The sequence below is a fragment of the Amycolatopsis iheyensis genome, from assembly GCF_024703995.1.
In the GTDB taxonomy this organism is placed as follows: domain Bacteria; phylum Actinomycetota; class Actinomycetes; order Mycobacteriales; family Pseudonocardiaceae; genus Amycolatopsis; species Amycolatopsis iheyensis.
Genome location: NZ_JAMXQV010000001.1, coordinates 368,689 through 384,587, shown reverse-complemented (window position 1 = coordinate 384,587; position 15,899 = coordinate 368,689). Strand labels below are relative to the sequence as shown.

Annotated in this window: 14 protein-coding genes; 2 read left to right on the top strand and 12 right to left on the bottom strand. The window is 73.3% G+C overall.

What is annotated here, in order from left to right:
- Nucleotides 1-19: 19 nt before the first annotated feature.
- Together M8542_RS01935 and M8542_RS01930 are read right to left on the bottom strand one after the other, a co-directional pair.
- The gene (locus tag M8542_RS01935) at nt 20-3,292 is read right to left on the bottom strand and encodes a glycosyltransferase family 2 protein (RefSeq protein ID WP_257918202.1); all 3,273 of its coding nucleotides are present in this window, start codon (nt 3,290-3,292) and stop codon (nt 20-22) included.
- 134 nt (nt 3,293-3,426) lie between these two features.
- Nucleotides 3,427-3,714, bottom strand: a complete 288-nt coding sequence (locus M8542_RS01930; RefSeq protein WP_257918562.1) for a WhiB family transcriptional regulator — start codon at nt 3,712-3,714, stop codon at nt 3,427-3,429.
- 261 nt (nt 3,715-3,975) lie between these two features.
- Here M8542_RS01930 and M8542_RS01925 point away from each other — a divergent pair, with 261 nt between their 5' ends.
- Nucleotides 3,976-4,737 carry a site-2 protease family protein gene (locus M8542_RS01925; RefSeq protein ID WP_257918561.1) on the top strand — a complete coding sequence of 254 codons (762 nt, stop codon included), beginning with the start codon at nt 3,976-3,978 and terminating at the stop codon, nt 4,735-4,737.
- A 28-nt stretch (nt 4,738-4,765) separates the two neighbouring features.
- On the opposite strand, the gene M8542_RS01920 is transcribed toward M8542_RS01925, so the two are convergent.
- The 3 genes from M8542_RS01920 to mshB are packed head-to-tail and all read right to left on the bottom strand — an operon-like array spanning nt 4,766 to nt 6,766.
- Nucleotides 4,766-5,545, bottom strand: a complete 780-nt coding sequence (locus tag M8542_RS01920) for a hypothetical protein (RefSeq protein ID WP_257918201.1) — start codon at nt 5,543-5,545, stop codon at nt 4,766-4,768.
- Nucleotides 5,538-5,927 (bottom strand): hypothetical protein, encoded by a 390-nt coding sequence (locus tag M8542_RS01915; protein WP_257918200.1) that lies wholly within the window; start codon nt 5,925-5,927, stop codon nt 5,538-5,540. Before M8542_RS01915 ends, M8542_RS01920 begins: the two co-directional genes overlap by 8 nt.
- On the bottom strand, nt 5,924-6,766 hold the full coding sequence (gene mshB, locus M8542_RS01910) for an N-acetyl-1-D-myo-inositol-2-amino-2-deoxy-alpha-D-glucopyranoside deacetylase (protein ID WP_257918199.1): 843 nt from the start codon (nt 6,764-6,766) through the stop codon (nt 5,924-5,926). Before mshB ends, M8542_RS01915 begins: the two co-directional genes overlap by 4 nt.
- Before the next feature lie 125 nt (nt 6,767-6,891).
- On the opposite strand from mshB, the gene M8542_RS01905 reads away from it, so the two are divergent.
- Nucleotides 6,892-8,673 carry an ABC transporter ATP-binding protein gene (locus M8542_RS01905; protein WP_257918198.1) on the top strand — a complete coding sequence of 594 codons (1,782 nt, stop codon included), beginning with the start codon at nt 6,892-6,894 and terminating at the stop codon, nt 8,671-8,673.
- Between the two features lie 266 nt (nt 8,674-8,939).
- On the opposite strand, the gene M8542_RS01900 is transcribed toward M8542_RS01905, so the two are convergent.
- From M8542_RS01900 to M8542_RS01870, 7 genes are all read right to left on the bottom strand, one after another.
- Nucleotides 8,940-9,542: a DUF4232 domain-containing protein gene (locus M8542_RS01900; protein WP_257918197.1), complete on the bottom strand. Its 603-nt coding sequence runs from the start codon at nt 9,540-9,542 to the stop codon at nt 8,940-8,942.
- A 26-nt stretch (nt 9,543-9,568) separates the two neighbouring features.
- Entirely contained in the window at nt 9,569-10,057 is a 489-nt protein-coding gene (locus tag M8542_RS01895) for a DUF4232 domain-containing protein (protein ID WP_257918196.1), read from the bottom strand.
- A gap of 131 nt (nt 10,058-10,188) precedes the next feature.
- Entirely contained in the window at nt 10,189-12,738 is a 2,550-nt protein-coding gene (locus tag M8542_RS01890; protein ID WP_257918195.1) for a CHAT domain-containing protein, read from the bottom strand.
- A 49-nt stretch (nt 12,739-12,787) separates the two neighbouring features.
- Complete coding sequence (locus tag M8542_RS01885) at nt 12,788-13,051, bottom strand: Imm1 family immunity protein (protein WP_257918194.1); 264 nt, start codon at nt 13,049-13,051, stop codon at nt 12,788-12,790.
- Nucleotides 13,052-13,083: 32 nt separating this feature from the next.
- Nucleotides 13,084-13,569: a hypothetical protein gene (locus M8542_RS01880; RefSeq protein ID WP_257918193.1), complete on the bottom strand. Its 486-nt coding sequence runs from the start codon at nt 13,567-13,569 to the stop codon at nt 13,084-13,086.
- Nucleotides 13,566-14,141, bottom strand: a complete 576-nt coding sequence (locus tag M8542_RS01875) for an RNA polymerase sigma factor (protein ID WP_308210230.1) — start codon at nt 14,139-14,141, stop codon at nt 13,566-13,568. The genes M8542_RS01880 and M8542_RS01875 overlap by 4 nt, the downstream gene beginning before the upstream one ends.
- Nucleotides 14,138-15,757, bottom strand: coding sequence for a S8 family serine peptidase (locus M8542_RS01870; RefSeq protein ID WP_257918191.1), 1,620 nt, complete (start codon nt 15,755-15,757; stop codon nt 14,138-14,140). The genes M8542_RS01875 and M8542_RS01870 overlap by 4 nt, the downstream gene beginning before the upstream one ends.
- Nucleotides 15,758-15,899: the final 142 nt, after the last annotated feature.

Here is a 15,899-nt window from a genome sequence, read left to right as displayed (position 1 = left end):
GGATGACCACCCTGCTCCGCTACTGGGGCAAGCCCCGGCGCCGGGCCGGGACCGCCGTCAGGATTGTGAACAGCACCGCCGCCAGCTGGGCCAGCAGCAGCAGGTTCCGTTCCGTGCCCGGGTACTCCACCGTCACCTCCGACGTCGTCGGCGGCACCGACACCGCCACCTGGTGGCCCCAGGCCGGGACGATCGGCACGCTCTTGCCGCCCACCGAGGCCTTCCAGCCCGCCTCCTGCTCCGCCGCCAGCACCAGGAGCCGGCCGGTCGGGCCGTCCGACACCCGGACCCGGACCTCCGGCAGGCCCGCCTGCACCGGCGCCACACCCGGCGTGTTCCCGGGTGCGCCGCCGCCGGTCACCGCCGCCTTCGCCTGTTCCGGCGAGATCAAGATCACCTGGCCGGCCGGCGGGAGCAGCCTCAGCACGCCCCGGCCGTCCGACGTCGGGGCGGCCACCGAGACCAGGTCCTTCGCCAGGGGGACGTACGCCTGCGGGTCGACGCCCACGGGCAGCACCACGAACTGCACCCCCGCGGCGGCCGCGGCGGCGAACGCGCGCTGGACCGCCGCCCCGTCGCCCTGGCCGAGGTCGCGGCGCCAGCCCGCCAGCCGCGCCGGGGTGCCGGGCGTCGGCGCCAGTTCGTCGTCGCCGTAGTGGGGCAGGCGGCCGCCGATCTGGCGGGTCGCGTCGGGTGCCAGGTCGAGCACCGACCGGCCCGACGCCGCCAGCTCCGCCGACACCTCCGGCGCCAGTGCCGGCCGGCCACCGGCGTGCAGCGGGCCCTGGCTGCCGACCACCGCCGCGCCGGCCGCCAGCGCGGCGAACACGACGACCCCGGCCACCGCGAACACCTTCGGCAGCCACGTCGCCGGCACCCCGGCCGAGCCGCCGCGCTCCCACGAGCCGAGCACGACCCACAGCAGCCCCGCGCCGACGATCAGCAGCGGCACGCCCGCGTAGCCGTGCGCCGCGGCGCCGCCCTGCATCGGCGTCGCGGTCACCAGGCGCACCAGGACCAGCCCGCCCGCGCCGAGCGCCGCCAGCGCGAACCCGCCCGCCGCGAGCTTCGTCGGGCGCACGACCACCGCGACCAGCGCCGCGGCGATCACCGCGACGCCGATCGGCCACGCGCCCGGCCCACCCGGGTCGAGGCCCGCGAGGTCGGTGCCGGAGACCGCGGCCGCGGCCCCGCCGAGTCCCTGCACCAGCAGTTCGGGGTGCCGGAGCAGCACCGTCGGCCACGGCAGCAGCAACGCCAGCGGCAGCAGCACCACGATCCCGACCGACGCGATCCGCCGCGCCAGCCCGGTCGGCGCCGGCAGCACGACGAACCCGACGAGCAGCCCGGCGAGCGCGAGCCCGTGCGCCAGCGGCGAGAACGCGCCCAGCAGCGCCACACCGAACGCCGAGAGCGCGGAGATGTGCAGCCACCGCGTGTCCGCGCGGACCAGCAGCCCGGCGATGCCCGCGGCGACCGGCGGCAGCACCAGGTGCACCACGACGACGTCGAGCCGGCCCTGCGCCACCCCGGCGGTCGCGGCCGGCAGCAGCGCGTACGTCGCGGCGACGACCGCTCGCACCCAGCGGCGCACGCGAAGCCGCCTTGTGGCCGCGTACGCGCTCAGGGCGGCCAACGGGATGTCGCCGAGGAGCAGGACCGCGACGAGCGCGGCCGGGCCGCCGATCGGCGCGAACACCGCGCCGAGCGTGCCGAGCACCGGCAGCGTCGCCGACGCGGGCGCTCCGGTGCCGCCCGCGATCGCGTGCCACGGCGTGAGGTACGACGTCCAGAGCTCGCCCAGCCCGCCGACCGGCAGCAGCTTGCCGCCGGCGAGGTCGAGCCCGAGCCGCGCGCGGTTGACGAACAGCCCGAGCGCGGTCATCACGACGAGCAGCACCACCGGCGGCGCGAAGATCGTCGCCGCGAGCACGCGGCGCCGGTTCACCTCGACGAAGACGAGCTCCGGCTCTTCCGCCGGCTCCTCGGTCTCGGAAACCGGTTCGGGCACCGGGGTTTCCGGCAGCGCGACGGCGACGAGCGTGCCCGGCTTGCGGAGCCCGGACCCGCGCGAGCTGAGCCCACGCAGCGCCCCCGCCGGCAGCGCGTCGGGCCCGACCGGACGGGTCTCACGCGCGTCGAGTGCTTCCGGCGTCACCCAGGCGGACTCGGTTTCGACGGTCTCGGGCACCCGGCCGAGCGCGACGTCTTCCTCGACACCGCGGCGCACGAGGCCGACGACACCGGCGCGGACGGCGTTGCGCAATCTCGTCAGGCGGCCGGTGAAGAGCCCGCGAACGGTGCCCGGCCGCGGATTCCGCCGCCGGAGCGCCCGCGCGGCGCGCAATCCGCCGCGTCCACTGAGGAGGTACGTCGCGGCGCCGAACTCGGCTCGCGCTTCGCCGGTGCGGCGCAGCAGGACGAACGCGAGCGCGCGCAGCAGGGACAGCAACGGGAGCCGGATCAGGCCCAGCCAGAAGGAAACCGGCGAGCAGTTCACCAGGAACACGCGCAGCCCGTGGGCGCGGTTCGCGGCGGCGAGCGGGGTGGTGACGGCGTCGGCCGCGCGTTGCCCGGTGGTGACGGCGCGGGCGTGGCGCACCCGCGCGGTCGGCACGGAGAGGACGAGGCCGCCGGCGGCGTTGGCGCGCCAGCCGAAGTCGAGATCCTCGCGCAGCAACGGGAATCCGGCATCGAAGCCGCCGAGGTCGTCCCAGGCGTCGCGGCGCACGAGCGAGCCCGCGCTGGGCACGGCGAGCACCTCGGCGGGCTCTTCGCCGAGGGCGGCGATCTGCTGGCGGTGGCCGGAGGCGTCGGTGGACAGGCCCGCTTCGACGATCAGCCGCGGGTCGGTCCAGTCGAGGCCGAGCGCGCCGAGCACGGTCGCCGACGGGGATTTGGTGGCCACGCGCAGAAGTTCTTCGAGGCAGTCGGGCTCGGGGGCGCAGTCGTCGTGGAGCAGCCAGAGCCAGGAGCCGGGATCACCCCAGCGTTCGGTGGCGTGCCCGACGGCTTCGACGACCGCGGCGGCGAAGCCGGTTTCGCTCGAAAGGGTGATGACACCGGACAGCACGGGGGCCGCGTCGGGCCCGGGATCCTCGGCGGCCTCGGCGAGCAGCCGCGCGGTCGCGTCGGTGGACCCGGTGTCCACGGCGAGCACGTGGCGGGGCCGGAGGGTGCTGCGGCGCAACGAAGAAAGCGCCAGCGGTAGCCAGTTTTCGCCGTTGTGACAGACCACAATGGCCAGAACGGGCGCGGTGCGCAGGGCGGGCGGCGCGGCGGTGCGGGGCAACGAAGACTCCGGATCAGGCGGCGGATCGGTGCGGCCACCCTACGGCCCCGCTCCGTCACCCGGTGGTGAACCCACGCCGAGTGTTCACCTCGTGGAATCACCGGTGACACGACGCATCACCGGTGATTCCCCCTCTAAATCGCGCGTTTCTTCAGCTTGCGGCGCTCCCGCTCGGACAGACCGCCCCAAATCCCGAAGCGTTCGTCGTGGGCCAGCGCGTACTCAAGGCACTCGTCCTTGACCTCGCAGCCCAGGCAGATCCGCTTGGCTTCGCGGGTGGAGCCGCCCTTCTCGGGGAAGAACGCCTCCGGGTCCGTCTGCGCGCACAGAGCGCGTTCCTGCCAATCCTGCTCTTCCTCGGTGGCATCGATGAGCTCGGTGAGATCTCCCAGAGCCTGCTCCGGGATCTCGCCCCAACCCATGACGTGCCCCCATTCCTTCCCATCGGCTTCCAACCGCACGTCCGCCTCCTCGCTCCCTAGCACTCCCCAGGCTGGCGGTGGTGAAACGACACTCGCCGTCCCCTCGACGACGAATGACATCACTGTGATTACACCCGTGTAGTGCGGTCAGGTCAAGCGGAGTAGCGAGTTCGGGGGACCCTTCGGCCCGATCGCGCAAGGGGACACGCCGGTAACTTCACACCGGGCATACGGAAGACTGGAAGCGTGCAGAAGTCAGCAGTGCGCCCCAGCCCGGTCTTCCTCGGCATCCTCGCGCTCACCGTGGCCGGTGGCGCCATGGCCGCGTTCGGTGACATCAACAGCGTTTTCCTCCGCGACCGTGATCCACTGCTCATCGCCGGCGTGGTGATCTTCGTCGCCGCCGGCTGGGTGGCGTCGCTGTCGCTGCACGAGTTCGGCCACGCGATGGTCGCCTACCGCGGCGGCGACTACAGCGTCGCCCACAAGGGTTACCTGACCCTCGACGTCCGGAAGTACACCGATCCGGTCCTGTCGATCGTCCTGCCGCTGGTCTTCCTCATCATCGGCGGCATCCCGCTCCCGGGCGGCGCGGTGTGGATCAACCGCGGCGCGCTGCGCTCGCGCGGGACGTCGTCGTGGGTGTCGCTGGCGGGCCCGCTGAGCAATCTCGCGGTCGGCGCGGCGCTGGCGCTGGTCGTCTCGCTGGTGCCGATGGCGGGCGGCCTGGTGATCGCGATGTCCTACCTGGCGCTGCTGCAGATCGTGACGTTCATCCTGAACATCCTCCCGATCCCGGGCCTCGACGGCTGGGGCGCGATCGAGCCGTACCTGCCACCGCAGGCGCGCGAGCTGGGCGCCAAGGTCCGCCCGTGGGCGCCGATCATCCTGTTCGCCATCCTGTGGTTCATCAAGCCGGCGAACGCGGCGCTGTGGGAGGGCGCGTACGCGCTCTTCGGCGCGTTCGGCGGTTATGTGGACGGCGCGCAGATCGGCTTCAGCGTCTTCCAGTTCTGGAACTGAGGTTCGCGTCGGGCGCCGCGCGGGAAGATCACGTGCGGCGCTCGGTCAGCCACAGGTGCGCCCGCTTCCAGACGACGCGCAACCCCGACCGCTCCCCGAGGTAGTCCCCCGCCGCGCCGACGACCGGCAGCATGCCGAGCGCCCGGTGCACGAAGTTGCCCCGCGGCCGCTTCTCCAGCTCGCCCGTGATGCCCAGCAGGCCCCGGCCGAGGCGCCAGAGCGTGCGGCCCGCGGCCTTGATCGTCGCCTTGCCGTGCTTCTTCTCCGACGCCGTCAGGTCCTCGGTCAGGCGCGCGGCTTCGTCCGCCTCCGCCGCCTCGTCGTGCTCCGGGTGCCGGCCCGCCGCGAGGTCCGCGTCGATGTCCCGCTCGAACAGCACCCACGCGATGAGCCGCACCCGCGTGCCGACGTCCGTGACGCCGTACTCGCCCGCGATCGCGCACAGCAGCAGCCCCTGCGACGCCGCCCCCAGCGCGTCCTGCACCGGCAGCCGGTCGGCCAGCGCGCCGCCCAGGCCCGGGATCGACGTCAGCAGCGCCGTGAACCGGCCGACGCGGTTCATCCACCAGCTCGACCGGTCGTAGCCCGTCATCCGCGCCCACGCCGCCGTGCCGGGCACCTTCACCGACGTCACGCCGTGGATCAGCTTCGCCTTCAGCCCGGACTCGACCTCGGCCAGGTCGTCGGCCGCGCGGGCCTGCAGGCCGAACGGGTCGGACTCGCGCAGCGCGTCGAGCATCGGCCCGCACGCCCGCACGAACGGCCGCAGCACGGCCACGACCTGCTTGTCGGAGATCGCCTCAGCCACGTCCCGGTTTCCTTCCCGCCGCCTGGCCCAGCCCGCCGCCGAGGGCCAGCGCGCCGGGCAGCGCGCTCGCGCCCAGCAGCACCAGCGCCCGCCAGTCCTGGATCAGCACCACGTCGCCGCCCGGGCCCAGCAGGCCGAACCCGAACACGACGACCACCCACACCGCCAGGGGTACCCACGAAAGCCCGGGCCGCACCAGCTTGCCCGTCGTCGCCACCAGCCACGGCGTGGTGACCGCGCCGACCAGGACCGTCACCGGCACCGGGACCACGCCGATCCGCAGCGGCAGGAAGAACAGCTCGACGATGGCCAGCACCACCGTGTCGAGGGCGAGCAGCACCAGCAGCAGCACCTGGCCCGTGGTCAGCCGCTCCACGGTCACAGCCCGCCGAACAGGTCGTGCCCGGCGCCGTCGGCCGGCCCATGCGCCAGGACGTAAGCGTCCCGGCCGAGGATCGGCTGGGCGATCTCGTTCGTCAGCGCGAAGTACGGGACGTCGTCGTCGACCACGGTCAGCTGGGTCGCGTGCGCGCGCAGCGCCGCCAGCTTCGCCGGGAGGTGCGCGGCGACGTCGAGGACGGTCGTGACCTCCTCGTCGGGCGTCGTGGGCAGCTCGTCTTCGGCCGGCACGCGGAACACCCGCTCGCGGTCACGCAGCGCGACCAACCCGGCGCGCACGGCGTCGCGCGAAGCGACCGTGTGGAACACCCGCCGCACCGACCGGGCCCGCGGCGCCGCGGCCATCGTGATCTCGTGGGCGCGGATGTGGTCGGGGTGGCCGTAACCGCCGAAGGCGTCGTAGGTGACGACGACCTGCGGCTCGAACTCGTCGAGGACCTCCGCCAGCTGCGCGGCCTGCTCCTCGGCGCGTCCCCCGGTGAACGCCCGGGGGTGCGACGCCGACGGCGTGCCCGCCATGCCCGAATCACGCCACCGCCCGAGTCCGCCCAGGTAACGATGCTGTGACACCCCCAGCGCGGCACACGCGGCCCTCAGCTCGGTGACCCGGTAACCACCGAGCTGGTCGGCCGCCCCGGCCCGCAGCCCGGCCAGCTCGGGCAGGCCGGCCATGATCTCGCCCTCTTCGCCCAGCGTGCAGGTCACCACCGCCACTTCGGCGCCTTCGGCGGCGTATCGTGCGATCGTGGCGCCGGTGGTGATGCTCTCGTCGTCGGGATGGGCGTGGACGAGCAGCAGCCTGCGCGGTAGCGGGGAGATCACGGGTTGAGCGTAATTCCCGTGCTCCGACCATAGTCGGGGACACCCTCGGTTATCCTCGCGCGAGTCGCGGCGTAGGAGGAACACCGCCGCGTCGCGATTGTCTGTACCCCCACGAAGGGCATCTGGTGAGCACTGAAGCAACCTCGGCGGACGTCGCCGGCGTGTCAGGATCGGTCCTGTCCATCTCCGACCTCAGCGTGTCGTTCCAGACCGAGGACGGCGTCGTCAACGCCGTCAAGGGCATCGGGTTCGACGTCAAGCCCGGCGAGATCGTCGCCGTGGTCGGGGAGTCCGGGTCCGGCAAGTCCGTCACGTCGATGTCGGTGCTGGGCCTGCTGCCCAAGACCAGCAAGATCGCCGGCGAGCTGCGCCTCGGCGAACGGAACCTGGCCAGCCTCTCCGAGAAGGAGAAGCAGAAGATCCGCGGCAACCAGATCGCGATGATCTTCCAGGAGCCGATGACCGCGTTGAACCCGGTCTACACGGTCGGCTGGCAGCTGCGCGAGGCCCTGCGCTCGCACCAGGAGATCTCCAAGGCCGCCGCCGACAAGCGCGCGGTCGAGCTGCTCGACATGGTCGGCATCCCGAACCCGGAACTGCGGTTCAAGCAGTACCCGCACCAGCTGTCCGGCGGGCTGCGCCAGCGCGTGGTCATCGCCATGGCGATCTCGTGCGACCCGAAGGTCATCATCGCCGACGAACCGACCACCGCGCTCGACGTCACGGTCCAGGCGGAGATCCTCGGCCTGCTGCGCAAGCTGCGGGACACCCTCGACACCGCGATCGTGCTGATCACGCACGACATGGGCGTCGTCGCCGACATGGCCGACCGCGTCATCGTGATGTACCAGGGCGAGATCGTCGAAGAGGCGCCATCGCGCGAGCTGTTCGCGTCGCCGAAGGAGGACTACACCCGCCGGCTGCTCGCCGCGGTGCCGGTGCTCGGCCAGCGCCCGGAGGGGCGCCGCCTGCTCGACGACGCCGGGATCGCCTCCGACAGCACCGAGGCGGCCAAGATCGCCGAGGAGATCCGGCTGGCCGACGCCGAGCTGGAGGCCGTGATCGAGGAGGCCGCGCCGGCCCTCGAGATCAAGAACCTGGTGCTCGAGTACCCGGGCCGCCGCGGCCAGGCCAAGAACCGCGCGGTGGACGACGTCTCGCTGACCATCGCCAAGGGCGAGATCGTCGGCCTGGTGGGCGAATCCGGTTCGGGCAAGTCGACGGTCGGCCGCTGCGCCGTCGGCCTGCTGCGTGCGACCCAGGGCACGATCGCCATCGCGGGCAAGGACATCACCACGATGTCGGCGAAGGAGATCCGCCCGCTGCGCCGGTTCTTCTCGATCGTGTTCCAGGACCCGGCGTCCACGCTGGACCCGAAGATGACGATCGGCGAGTCGATCGCCGAGCCGATGGTGCTGCACAAGGTGCTCTCCGGCAAGGAGCTCTCGGCCCGCGTGCGCTCGCTGCTCGACAAGGTCGAGCTGGGCGGGCACTACATGAACCGCTACCCGCACGAGCTCTCCGGCGGCCAGCGCCAGCGCGTCGCGATCGCCCGCGCGCTGTCGCTCGACCCGGCGCTGCTGATCGCGGACGAGCCGACGTCGGCGCTGGACGTGTCGGTGCAGGCCCGCGTGCTGGACCTGTTCCTCGACCTGCAGCAGTCGCTGCAGTTCGCGTGCCTGTTCATCAGCCACGACCTCGCGGTGGTCGACCTGCTGGCCGACCGCGTCGCGGTGATGCAGCACGGCAAGCTCGTCGAGGTCGGCACCCGTGACCAGGTGCTGCACTCGCCGCAGCAGGAGTACACGAAGCGCCTGCTGTCGGCGGCGCCGGTGGCCGACCCGGTGCTGCAGGCCGAGCGCCGCGCGGCCTGGGAGGCCGGCAAGCTCGCCCCGGTCGCCGACTGAGGTTCCCGACGCAGGAAGGCCGCCACCCGGCTCGGGTGGCGGCCTTCCGCCGTTCCGGGGCCGGTTCACATGCGCCCCAATGTGGCGTTCGGGGCGGCGGACCCCCCCACCCCCCCCAAGGGGGCGGCCCCCGCCCCCCCCCCCGCCCGGCCCCCCCCCCCCCCCCCCCCCCCTGGGGGGGGGGGGGGCCGCCCCCCCCCCCCCCCGCCACATTGGGTGCGCTCAACGCACCCAATGCCACATTGGGGCGCTTGGGGCGGGGCCGGTCAGGCGGGGTCGGCGAGGATGCCGTTCACGTACGAGCCCGGGTGGGTGGCCGCGTCCTGGCGCAGGACCGGGAGGTCCGACGGCCAGTCCGCGGTCAGCGGCTGGGTCGAGCCCGGCGGGATCGTGTTCAGGTGGGTCGGCGTCCAGGTCGGCTCGCCGTCCGCCGGCTTGAGGACCGTGATCGTCGCCGACGCGGTCGTGCCCGCCGTGACCTCGTTGTACTTCACGCCGTTGTTGATGCGCGGCAGGTGGTACACCGCGCCGAACGTCGCGTCGTCCGGGCCGACGAGGTCCACTCCCGGCACGCCGTACAGGCCGCACGTGTGGTCCGTCGTGTTCCGGAAGGTCAGCGGGATGTCGTACTGACCCGGCGCGTCGTTCTTCTCGGCCGGCTTGCCCAGCAGGACCTCCAGGTCCGCCGTGGTGCACCGCGGCGTCTTCGTCGACGCCGGCGCCACGCCACCCCCGGCCCCGCCGGCCGCCGGGGCGGAATCAGCCACCGGAGCCGGAGCCGCGGCCGGAGCAGCCGCCGTCGAAGTGCCGCAAGCTGCCAGCGCGAAGGCCCCCGCCGCCGTGCCGATCCCCACCAAGATGCGCTTCATGACATTCCTCCCTGTGTCCGGAAAACTCAGCTGACCGGCGTGACCTGGACGTTGTCGCCCTTCAGCGGCTCCCCAGCCGGCCAGGCGACGCTCACCGGCTGGCCGAACGGGCCGGTCGGCAGGTCGAACGTCACGAACTCCGGCGTGGCCGACGGCGCCGCCGCCGAGCGCTGGATGACCCGCGACTCCGCCGGGTGCCCGGCACGCAGGTTCACCGGGACGGACTCCGAGTTGTCCGGCGACGTCGTCACCGGCAGCTGCTGCCCGCCGGCCAGGAAGGACACCGCGGTCGGCGCGCCCTCGAGCTTGCAGTTCGTCGTCGGCGAGGCCGCGGTGTAGGTCAGGACGAAGGCTTCGTGCCCGGCGGCGCCCGACGGGTCCGGCGTGACGCTCACGTTCACGTCGGAGGCGCCGCACGGGGTGTCGCTCGGCATCGCGTTCGCGGCCCCCGTGGCCAGGAACAGCCCACCGGCCGTCAGGCCCCCGACGATCAGCGCGGTAGCGGTTCGCTTCATGGTGATCCTCCCTCGTTCCGTGATCAACTGGACTCACCAGGGAAGATGCCCAGCACCCCCACGGGGATGCGCCGGGATGGGGTCGATCACCCGAAAGCAACCCACCGGACGGTCAGACGTCAAGACAGATGTCAACCACGGCCGAAGCAGACGAACGGCATCAGCGGTTCCGCCCGCGCGGCGTCGGCCAGGGCACGCGCAGGGGGCGTGCCCGCCGACAGCGCCCGGTGGTAGGCCAGCATGACGCCGCCGGCGGTCCGGTCGTCGACCCGCGCCACGCTCGAGACCACCGTCCGGCTGCCGCCGTAGAGCAACGCCGCCGTGAACCCGAGGACCTCGTCGCCCGCGCGGACCACCGCCTGGCCGACGTCGCAGGACGACAGCACCACCTGCTCCGGCGCGGTCGCGAGCTGCTGGACGTCGTAGGCCATCAACGGCCCGTCGGCCAGGTTCAGCCGGGAGAACAGCACGTTCTCCTGCTCGTGGTGACCGTGCGCGGCGAAGTGCGCCAGCCGGCAGCCGTCGAACGCCTTGAGCGTCGCCGCGACCGTCGCCTCCGGGCCGGTCAGCACCTCGGCCTCGGGGTAGAACGGGGCCAGCGCCGAAATCTCGGCGTCCGCGTGGGTCAGGTCCGAGCCCGCGACGAGCAGCGGCGCACCCTCGGCCCGGCGGGGCCGGCGACCCGCGTCGAGCCAGGCCGACGACGACGGCGTGACCGTCACCGGCCGCCCGCGCACCGTCGGCAGCAGGCCCCACGGGATCGCCGACAGCGCGCCGGTCGGCACGACGACGACGTCGAGGTCGCCCAGCCGGGAAGCCAGCGGCGCCAGCAGGATCCCGTCGAGCGCGGTGACCTGCGTCCGCACCGACGCGCGGATGACCTGGTCGAGGCGGGCCGGCAGCTGGCGCCCGCACAACGCGTCGAGGTCGCTGTGCAGCCGCGCCACCGGCTCCGCCACCGCCGACGCCGGGCCGAGCTCGACCAGCGCGACGCGGTGGTCCGCGATCACCTGCGCGCACAACGCGCCGCGGTCGGCGAGGAAGCACACCATCGCGCTGCCGGTCTCGGCGAGCTCGTCGCCCACCTCGCGCAGCTTCGCCTCCGGGTGGTCCTCGCCGGCGCCCTCGGCCTGCCAGCCCTTCGCGCGGATTTCCCGTTCCAGCGCGGCACACCGCTTCACGGCCTGGGCGTCCGGCTTCCCGGACAGCTCGCCCGCGCGGATCTGCATCGACAGGAACCGCAGCTCGGCGACGGCGTCGACGGTTTCCGGGTGCGCGGGCGGGCGCACCGGCCGGAACCGGAACGCCTGCGCGCGAGACCGGTCGAGCCACCGGAACACGACGCCGGGCGAGCGCTGGGCCAGCGCGGCGGCCAGGCCGGCGTCGGCGAGCTCCTTGCCCAGCGACGTCGTCCCGGTCTGCAGGTCGATGCTGCCGAACCGGCCGCGGTGCCGTTCGAGCTGGGTCAGCCCGGCCCGCGCGTTCGTGAACGTGGTGCGCCGGTCGCCGGTCGCGGCCCCGAGCTCCGCCAGCGCGAGCCGGCGGACCAGGCGGTTCTCCAGCGGGGCGGTCCGGCGGTCGCGCGGGGCGATCCCGGCGCGGACGCCGTCGAGGTCGCCCAGCGCGATCCGGGCCCGCGCGGCCAGCAGGGCCGCGATTTCCGCGTCGTTGCGCAGGCCCAGCCCGGTGAGCCGGTCGGCCAGCGCGGTCGCTTCACCGGCGACGCGGGCGATCCGCCGGCCGGCCGCGAAGTCCGCGCGCAGCACGGTCAGCTGGGCCACCGCCGCCCAGGTTTCGTTGCCCCGGCGGCGAAAGCGGCGCTCGGCGCGGACCGCCCAGCTCCGCGCGGCCGACGGTTCGCCGCCAGCCAACGCGGTCAGGGCCCGGGTCAGCTCGGCTTCGGCGTGCTCCTGGTTCATCCGCAGCCGCGGGAACTGCTCGAGAGCGGCGTCGAGCTCGGCCGCGGCTTCCTGCGGGAGCCCGGCGGCGAGCAGCGCCCGCGCCTTGTCGACGGCCAGCACCGGCAGCATCCCGACGCTTTGGCGCGCGTAGAACCCGCTCGCCGCGTCGAAGTCGCGCAGGGCGCCCGGGATGTCGCCGGTCAGCACGCGCGCCTGGCCGCGGCCGTGTGCCGCCTTCGCGAAGATCCGCTCCAGGCCCTCTTCCGACGCCTGCCCGGCGCCGATCTGCTCGCACTGGTCGAGGTCGGCGAGCGCGAGCCGGACGCGCCCGGCGTACTGGTGCAGCATCGCGCGGTTGAGCAGCGTCCTGGCGAGCACGACGAACTCGCCGGCCTGGCGCAGCAGCGGGATCGCTTCGTCGAAGCACACCAGGGCTTCGTCCATCCGGCCGATCAGGATGAGCACCAGACCCCGTTGCTGGCGCAGGATCCCGCGTCCGGCGGCCGACACGAGGACGTCGGCTTCATCGAGCAGCGCGAGCCCGCGGGCGCTGTTGCCCAGCGCGGTTTCGACGGCCGCGTACGTGCCGAGGACGCGTGTCGCGAGGTCGGGCCAGGCCGGCCATTCGGCGGGTGGCGCGGTCGCGGGCAGGCCCAGCAGCCGCGCGGCGGACCGGATCAGGCGGCCGCCGACCACCGGCTGGCCGTTGTTGGTCGCCGCGACCGCACGCCGGTGCAGATCGCGCACCCGGTCCTCGACGACCTGCGCAGACGCCGCCACGGGGCTGCCCTTCCGGCCGGGACCGTCCCCCTCGGCCGAGAAGGGCGGGTCACAACCGTACCTCCGACGCGGTGTCGTCCAAGAACATCTCGCCCGGCGAACTACTCTCCGGGCCGATCGGCGACCAGTCCGGCCGGAACACTCCGGTTTCCAGGAACGCTCGCGCTACCCGCCGGACTTCGTCCATCGTCACTTGGTAGCCGGCCGGGATTTCCCGCGCGTGTGCCATGTAGTCGTAAATGACGTACCGGGCCGGCTCTTGCCAGGCTGGCGAGAGCTTGCGCAGCGTCGTGCGGACGCCGGCCGCCGGCACGCCGATTCCGTCGGAATCCGTTGCAGGGCGGGTCACAACTCGATGGCCGGCGTGCTCACCGTCCTCGACCGCCCGAGCGTGCGCACGAGGACCTGCACCATCCCGTGCGGCACACCGTTGACGGCGAACCGGCCCTCGGCGTCCGAGGTCGTCGTGAGCGGTCCGTCGGCGGTGCGGATCTCGATCGGGTGCTCGGCGGGTGGGGTGAGCCAGCCGTCCAGGCGGATCGTACCCGTCGTCTCCGGGCTGACGTTCACCATGATGGTGAGGCTTTCGCTGTCGAAAGTGATGAGTCTTCCCTGCTCGGCGGCGCTTCGCGCGCTCGCGAGCTCCTCCTGTTCACGAATCCGCATCACTTCCAGGTCGACGTCCTCCAGTGCGATCGCGAACCGGATCTGCTCCACCAGCGTGTCGGGCATCGGGTCGGCGTCTTCCCACAGCTCGCGCAATCCGGCCAGCAGCCGGAAGTCGAGCTCGTCCAAGGGCTCGTTCGCGCCGGGTGGTTCGACGGTGGTCACAGCCAATCTCCTTCGCCGTTGGCGAGTAGCTGCTCGCGCAGGCGCGCGAGGCAACGTCCCCTGGTCGGGCCGATACTCCCCCTCGGCATTCCCAGCCGGGCGCCGACTTCGGCGTAGTCCGGCCGGTGCACGAACGCCACGATCCGCAGCAGGCTGCGGCAGCGTTCGGGCAGGTTGTCGACCGCGCGCCACAACCGCGCGCGCTGGTCGTCACGCAGCACCCCCTCCTCGGGTGCCGGCACTGCTTCGGAAAGCCGCTCCGGGAGCTCCGGCAGCGGCCGTTCCACCTGGCGTTTTTCCCCAGCCCGCCAGGCTTCCCGCTTGGTGACGGTGATCAGCCAGCCGGTCAGCGCGACCGGCGAGCGGATCTCCGCGAACGAGCCGAGCAGCCGCAGCCAGGTCGTCTGCACGACGTCGGCCGCCTGGTCGGCGTCCAGGCCCTGGTCCCGCGCGACCTGCCAGAGCAGCGGCGTGAGCAGGGAAACCAGTTCGTCCAGCGCCGCGCGGTCGCCCTCCCGCGCGGCGTCGAACAAGGCCGCTACGCGGCTGTGGTCGGTCTTGGCCACGGTCACAGCGAGCCCAGCGCGGCCCAAGCCCGCTTGACCACGGTGTCGCGGTCCACCGTGTGCAGGTCCCCGGCCTGCAGAAGCGCCTTGGCCAGTTCGGCGGCGGCGAGCGGCGCGGCGAACGACGTCCCGTCCCAGACGGCGAAGCCGGCCGAGTAGTCGTCCGGGTCGAAGGAGCTGCGGCCCCGCTCGGGCACCTCGTGGTCGGCGGCCGCGGTGCCGCGGACGTCGGCCGGGAACGTGCTGACGACGCCGGCGCCGGTCGCCCAGCAGCGCACCCACGGGCCTTCGTTGGAGAACAGCGCCCGGCTCGCGCCGAGGTCCGGGTTGAGCGCGCCGACGCTGATCACCTGCGGGCCGCAGCCGCTGCCCAGCGGCTGGTCGGCGAAGGCGGCCGGGTAGAAGCGGCGGGTCGTGGCGTCGTTGCCCGCGGCGGCCACGACGAGCACGCCGAGGCCGAGCAGCTCGGCGATGACCGCGGCGAACTTGCCGGTGAAGGCGACGTCCACCGGGTCTTCGAGGTAGTAGCCCAGCGACAGCGAGACGATGTCGACCAGGTCCTGCGGCCGGTTGTTCGCCTGGGCGTTCCGCACGCGGTCGGCGAGCAGGTGCAGCGCCAGCAGCACATCGGCTTCGTAGGCGACGCCGTCGCTGTGCACGACGCGGATCGCGAGCGTGTCGGCTTCGGGGCAGGCCTGGCGGATGATGCCGGCGATGAACAGGCCGTGTCCGGTGTCGGTGTCGACGTCGCCGATCAGCGGCTGCCCGGTCGACGGCGCGTCCCAGTAGTCGGTCAGCAGCTGCGTGGGCACCGTGCTGGACGCGAGCTCGGCCTGCAGGATGGCGTCCTGGATGTCCGGCGCCACGGTGAGGCCGGTGCCGGCGGGCGGCGGGGCGGTGCGGTCGGCGAGCCCGAACCAGCGGTGCGGGCCGATGCCGGTGTCGAGCACCGCGATCACCGGCCTCCGGTGCGCAGGCTTCTTGCTGCGGAAGGGTGGTTCGGCGGCGAGCGTGACCGGGATCCGGTTGGCGCCGCGGGTGCGCCCGTACGAGCTGCCGGCGCCGAACCCGCTGGTCTCCCAGAGGGTGCCGCCGAGGCCGCTGGTCTCCCACGGCACCCCGCCGAACACCGGCGAGGTGAAGAGCAGGTGCTCGACGGACATCTCGGCGACGACGTCCGGGTCGATCTCGGGCTTTTCCCCCGAAGCGGCGGACCGCAGCAGCTGCAGGGCCTTCCAGCAGTCGACGACGACCGGCTCCGAGTCGTCGCGGACGTGCAGCAGGGCCCGGACGGGCAGGTCGTCGGACTGCCGCACGCGCTCCTTGCCGGAGTCGCCGCGGTCGGCCGGGGCCGCGTAGATGCCGATGCGGGCGAGCACCCGGTTGATCGCGGCCAGCGTCTCCTGGTCACGCAGGTAGCGGGCGGGGAGCAGGAAGGTGCCCGGCCGGTACACGGTCGTGCGCGGCACCGGCTGCCCGGCGACGACCACGGCGGTCGCCGGGTCGAGCACCCGCGCGCCGTGGCGGTCGAGCACCTGTCTGGGCGGGGCCGGGAGCTCGTTGAGCGTGCTCGCGTCCTCCGCCGCTTCCGCGGTCTCGTCCCGCACGAACTTGACGACCATCGGGTCCACCCTCCGCCATTGATCACTGATGGCACTCGGGAAAGACCCGCGGGCCGACACTGGGATACGACACGGACATCACGACTGGGTAACGAAGACGGCAATCGGGTGAAGACGTATCTGCGCGGCCTGTCTCACCCAC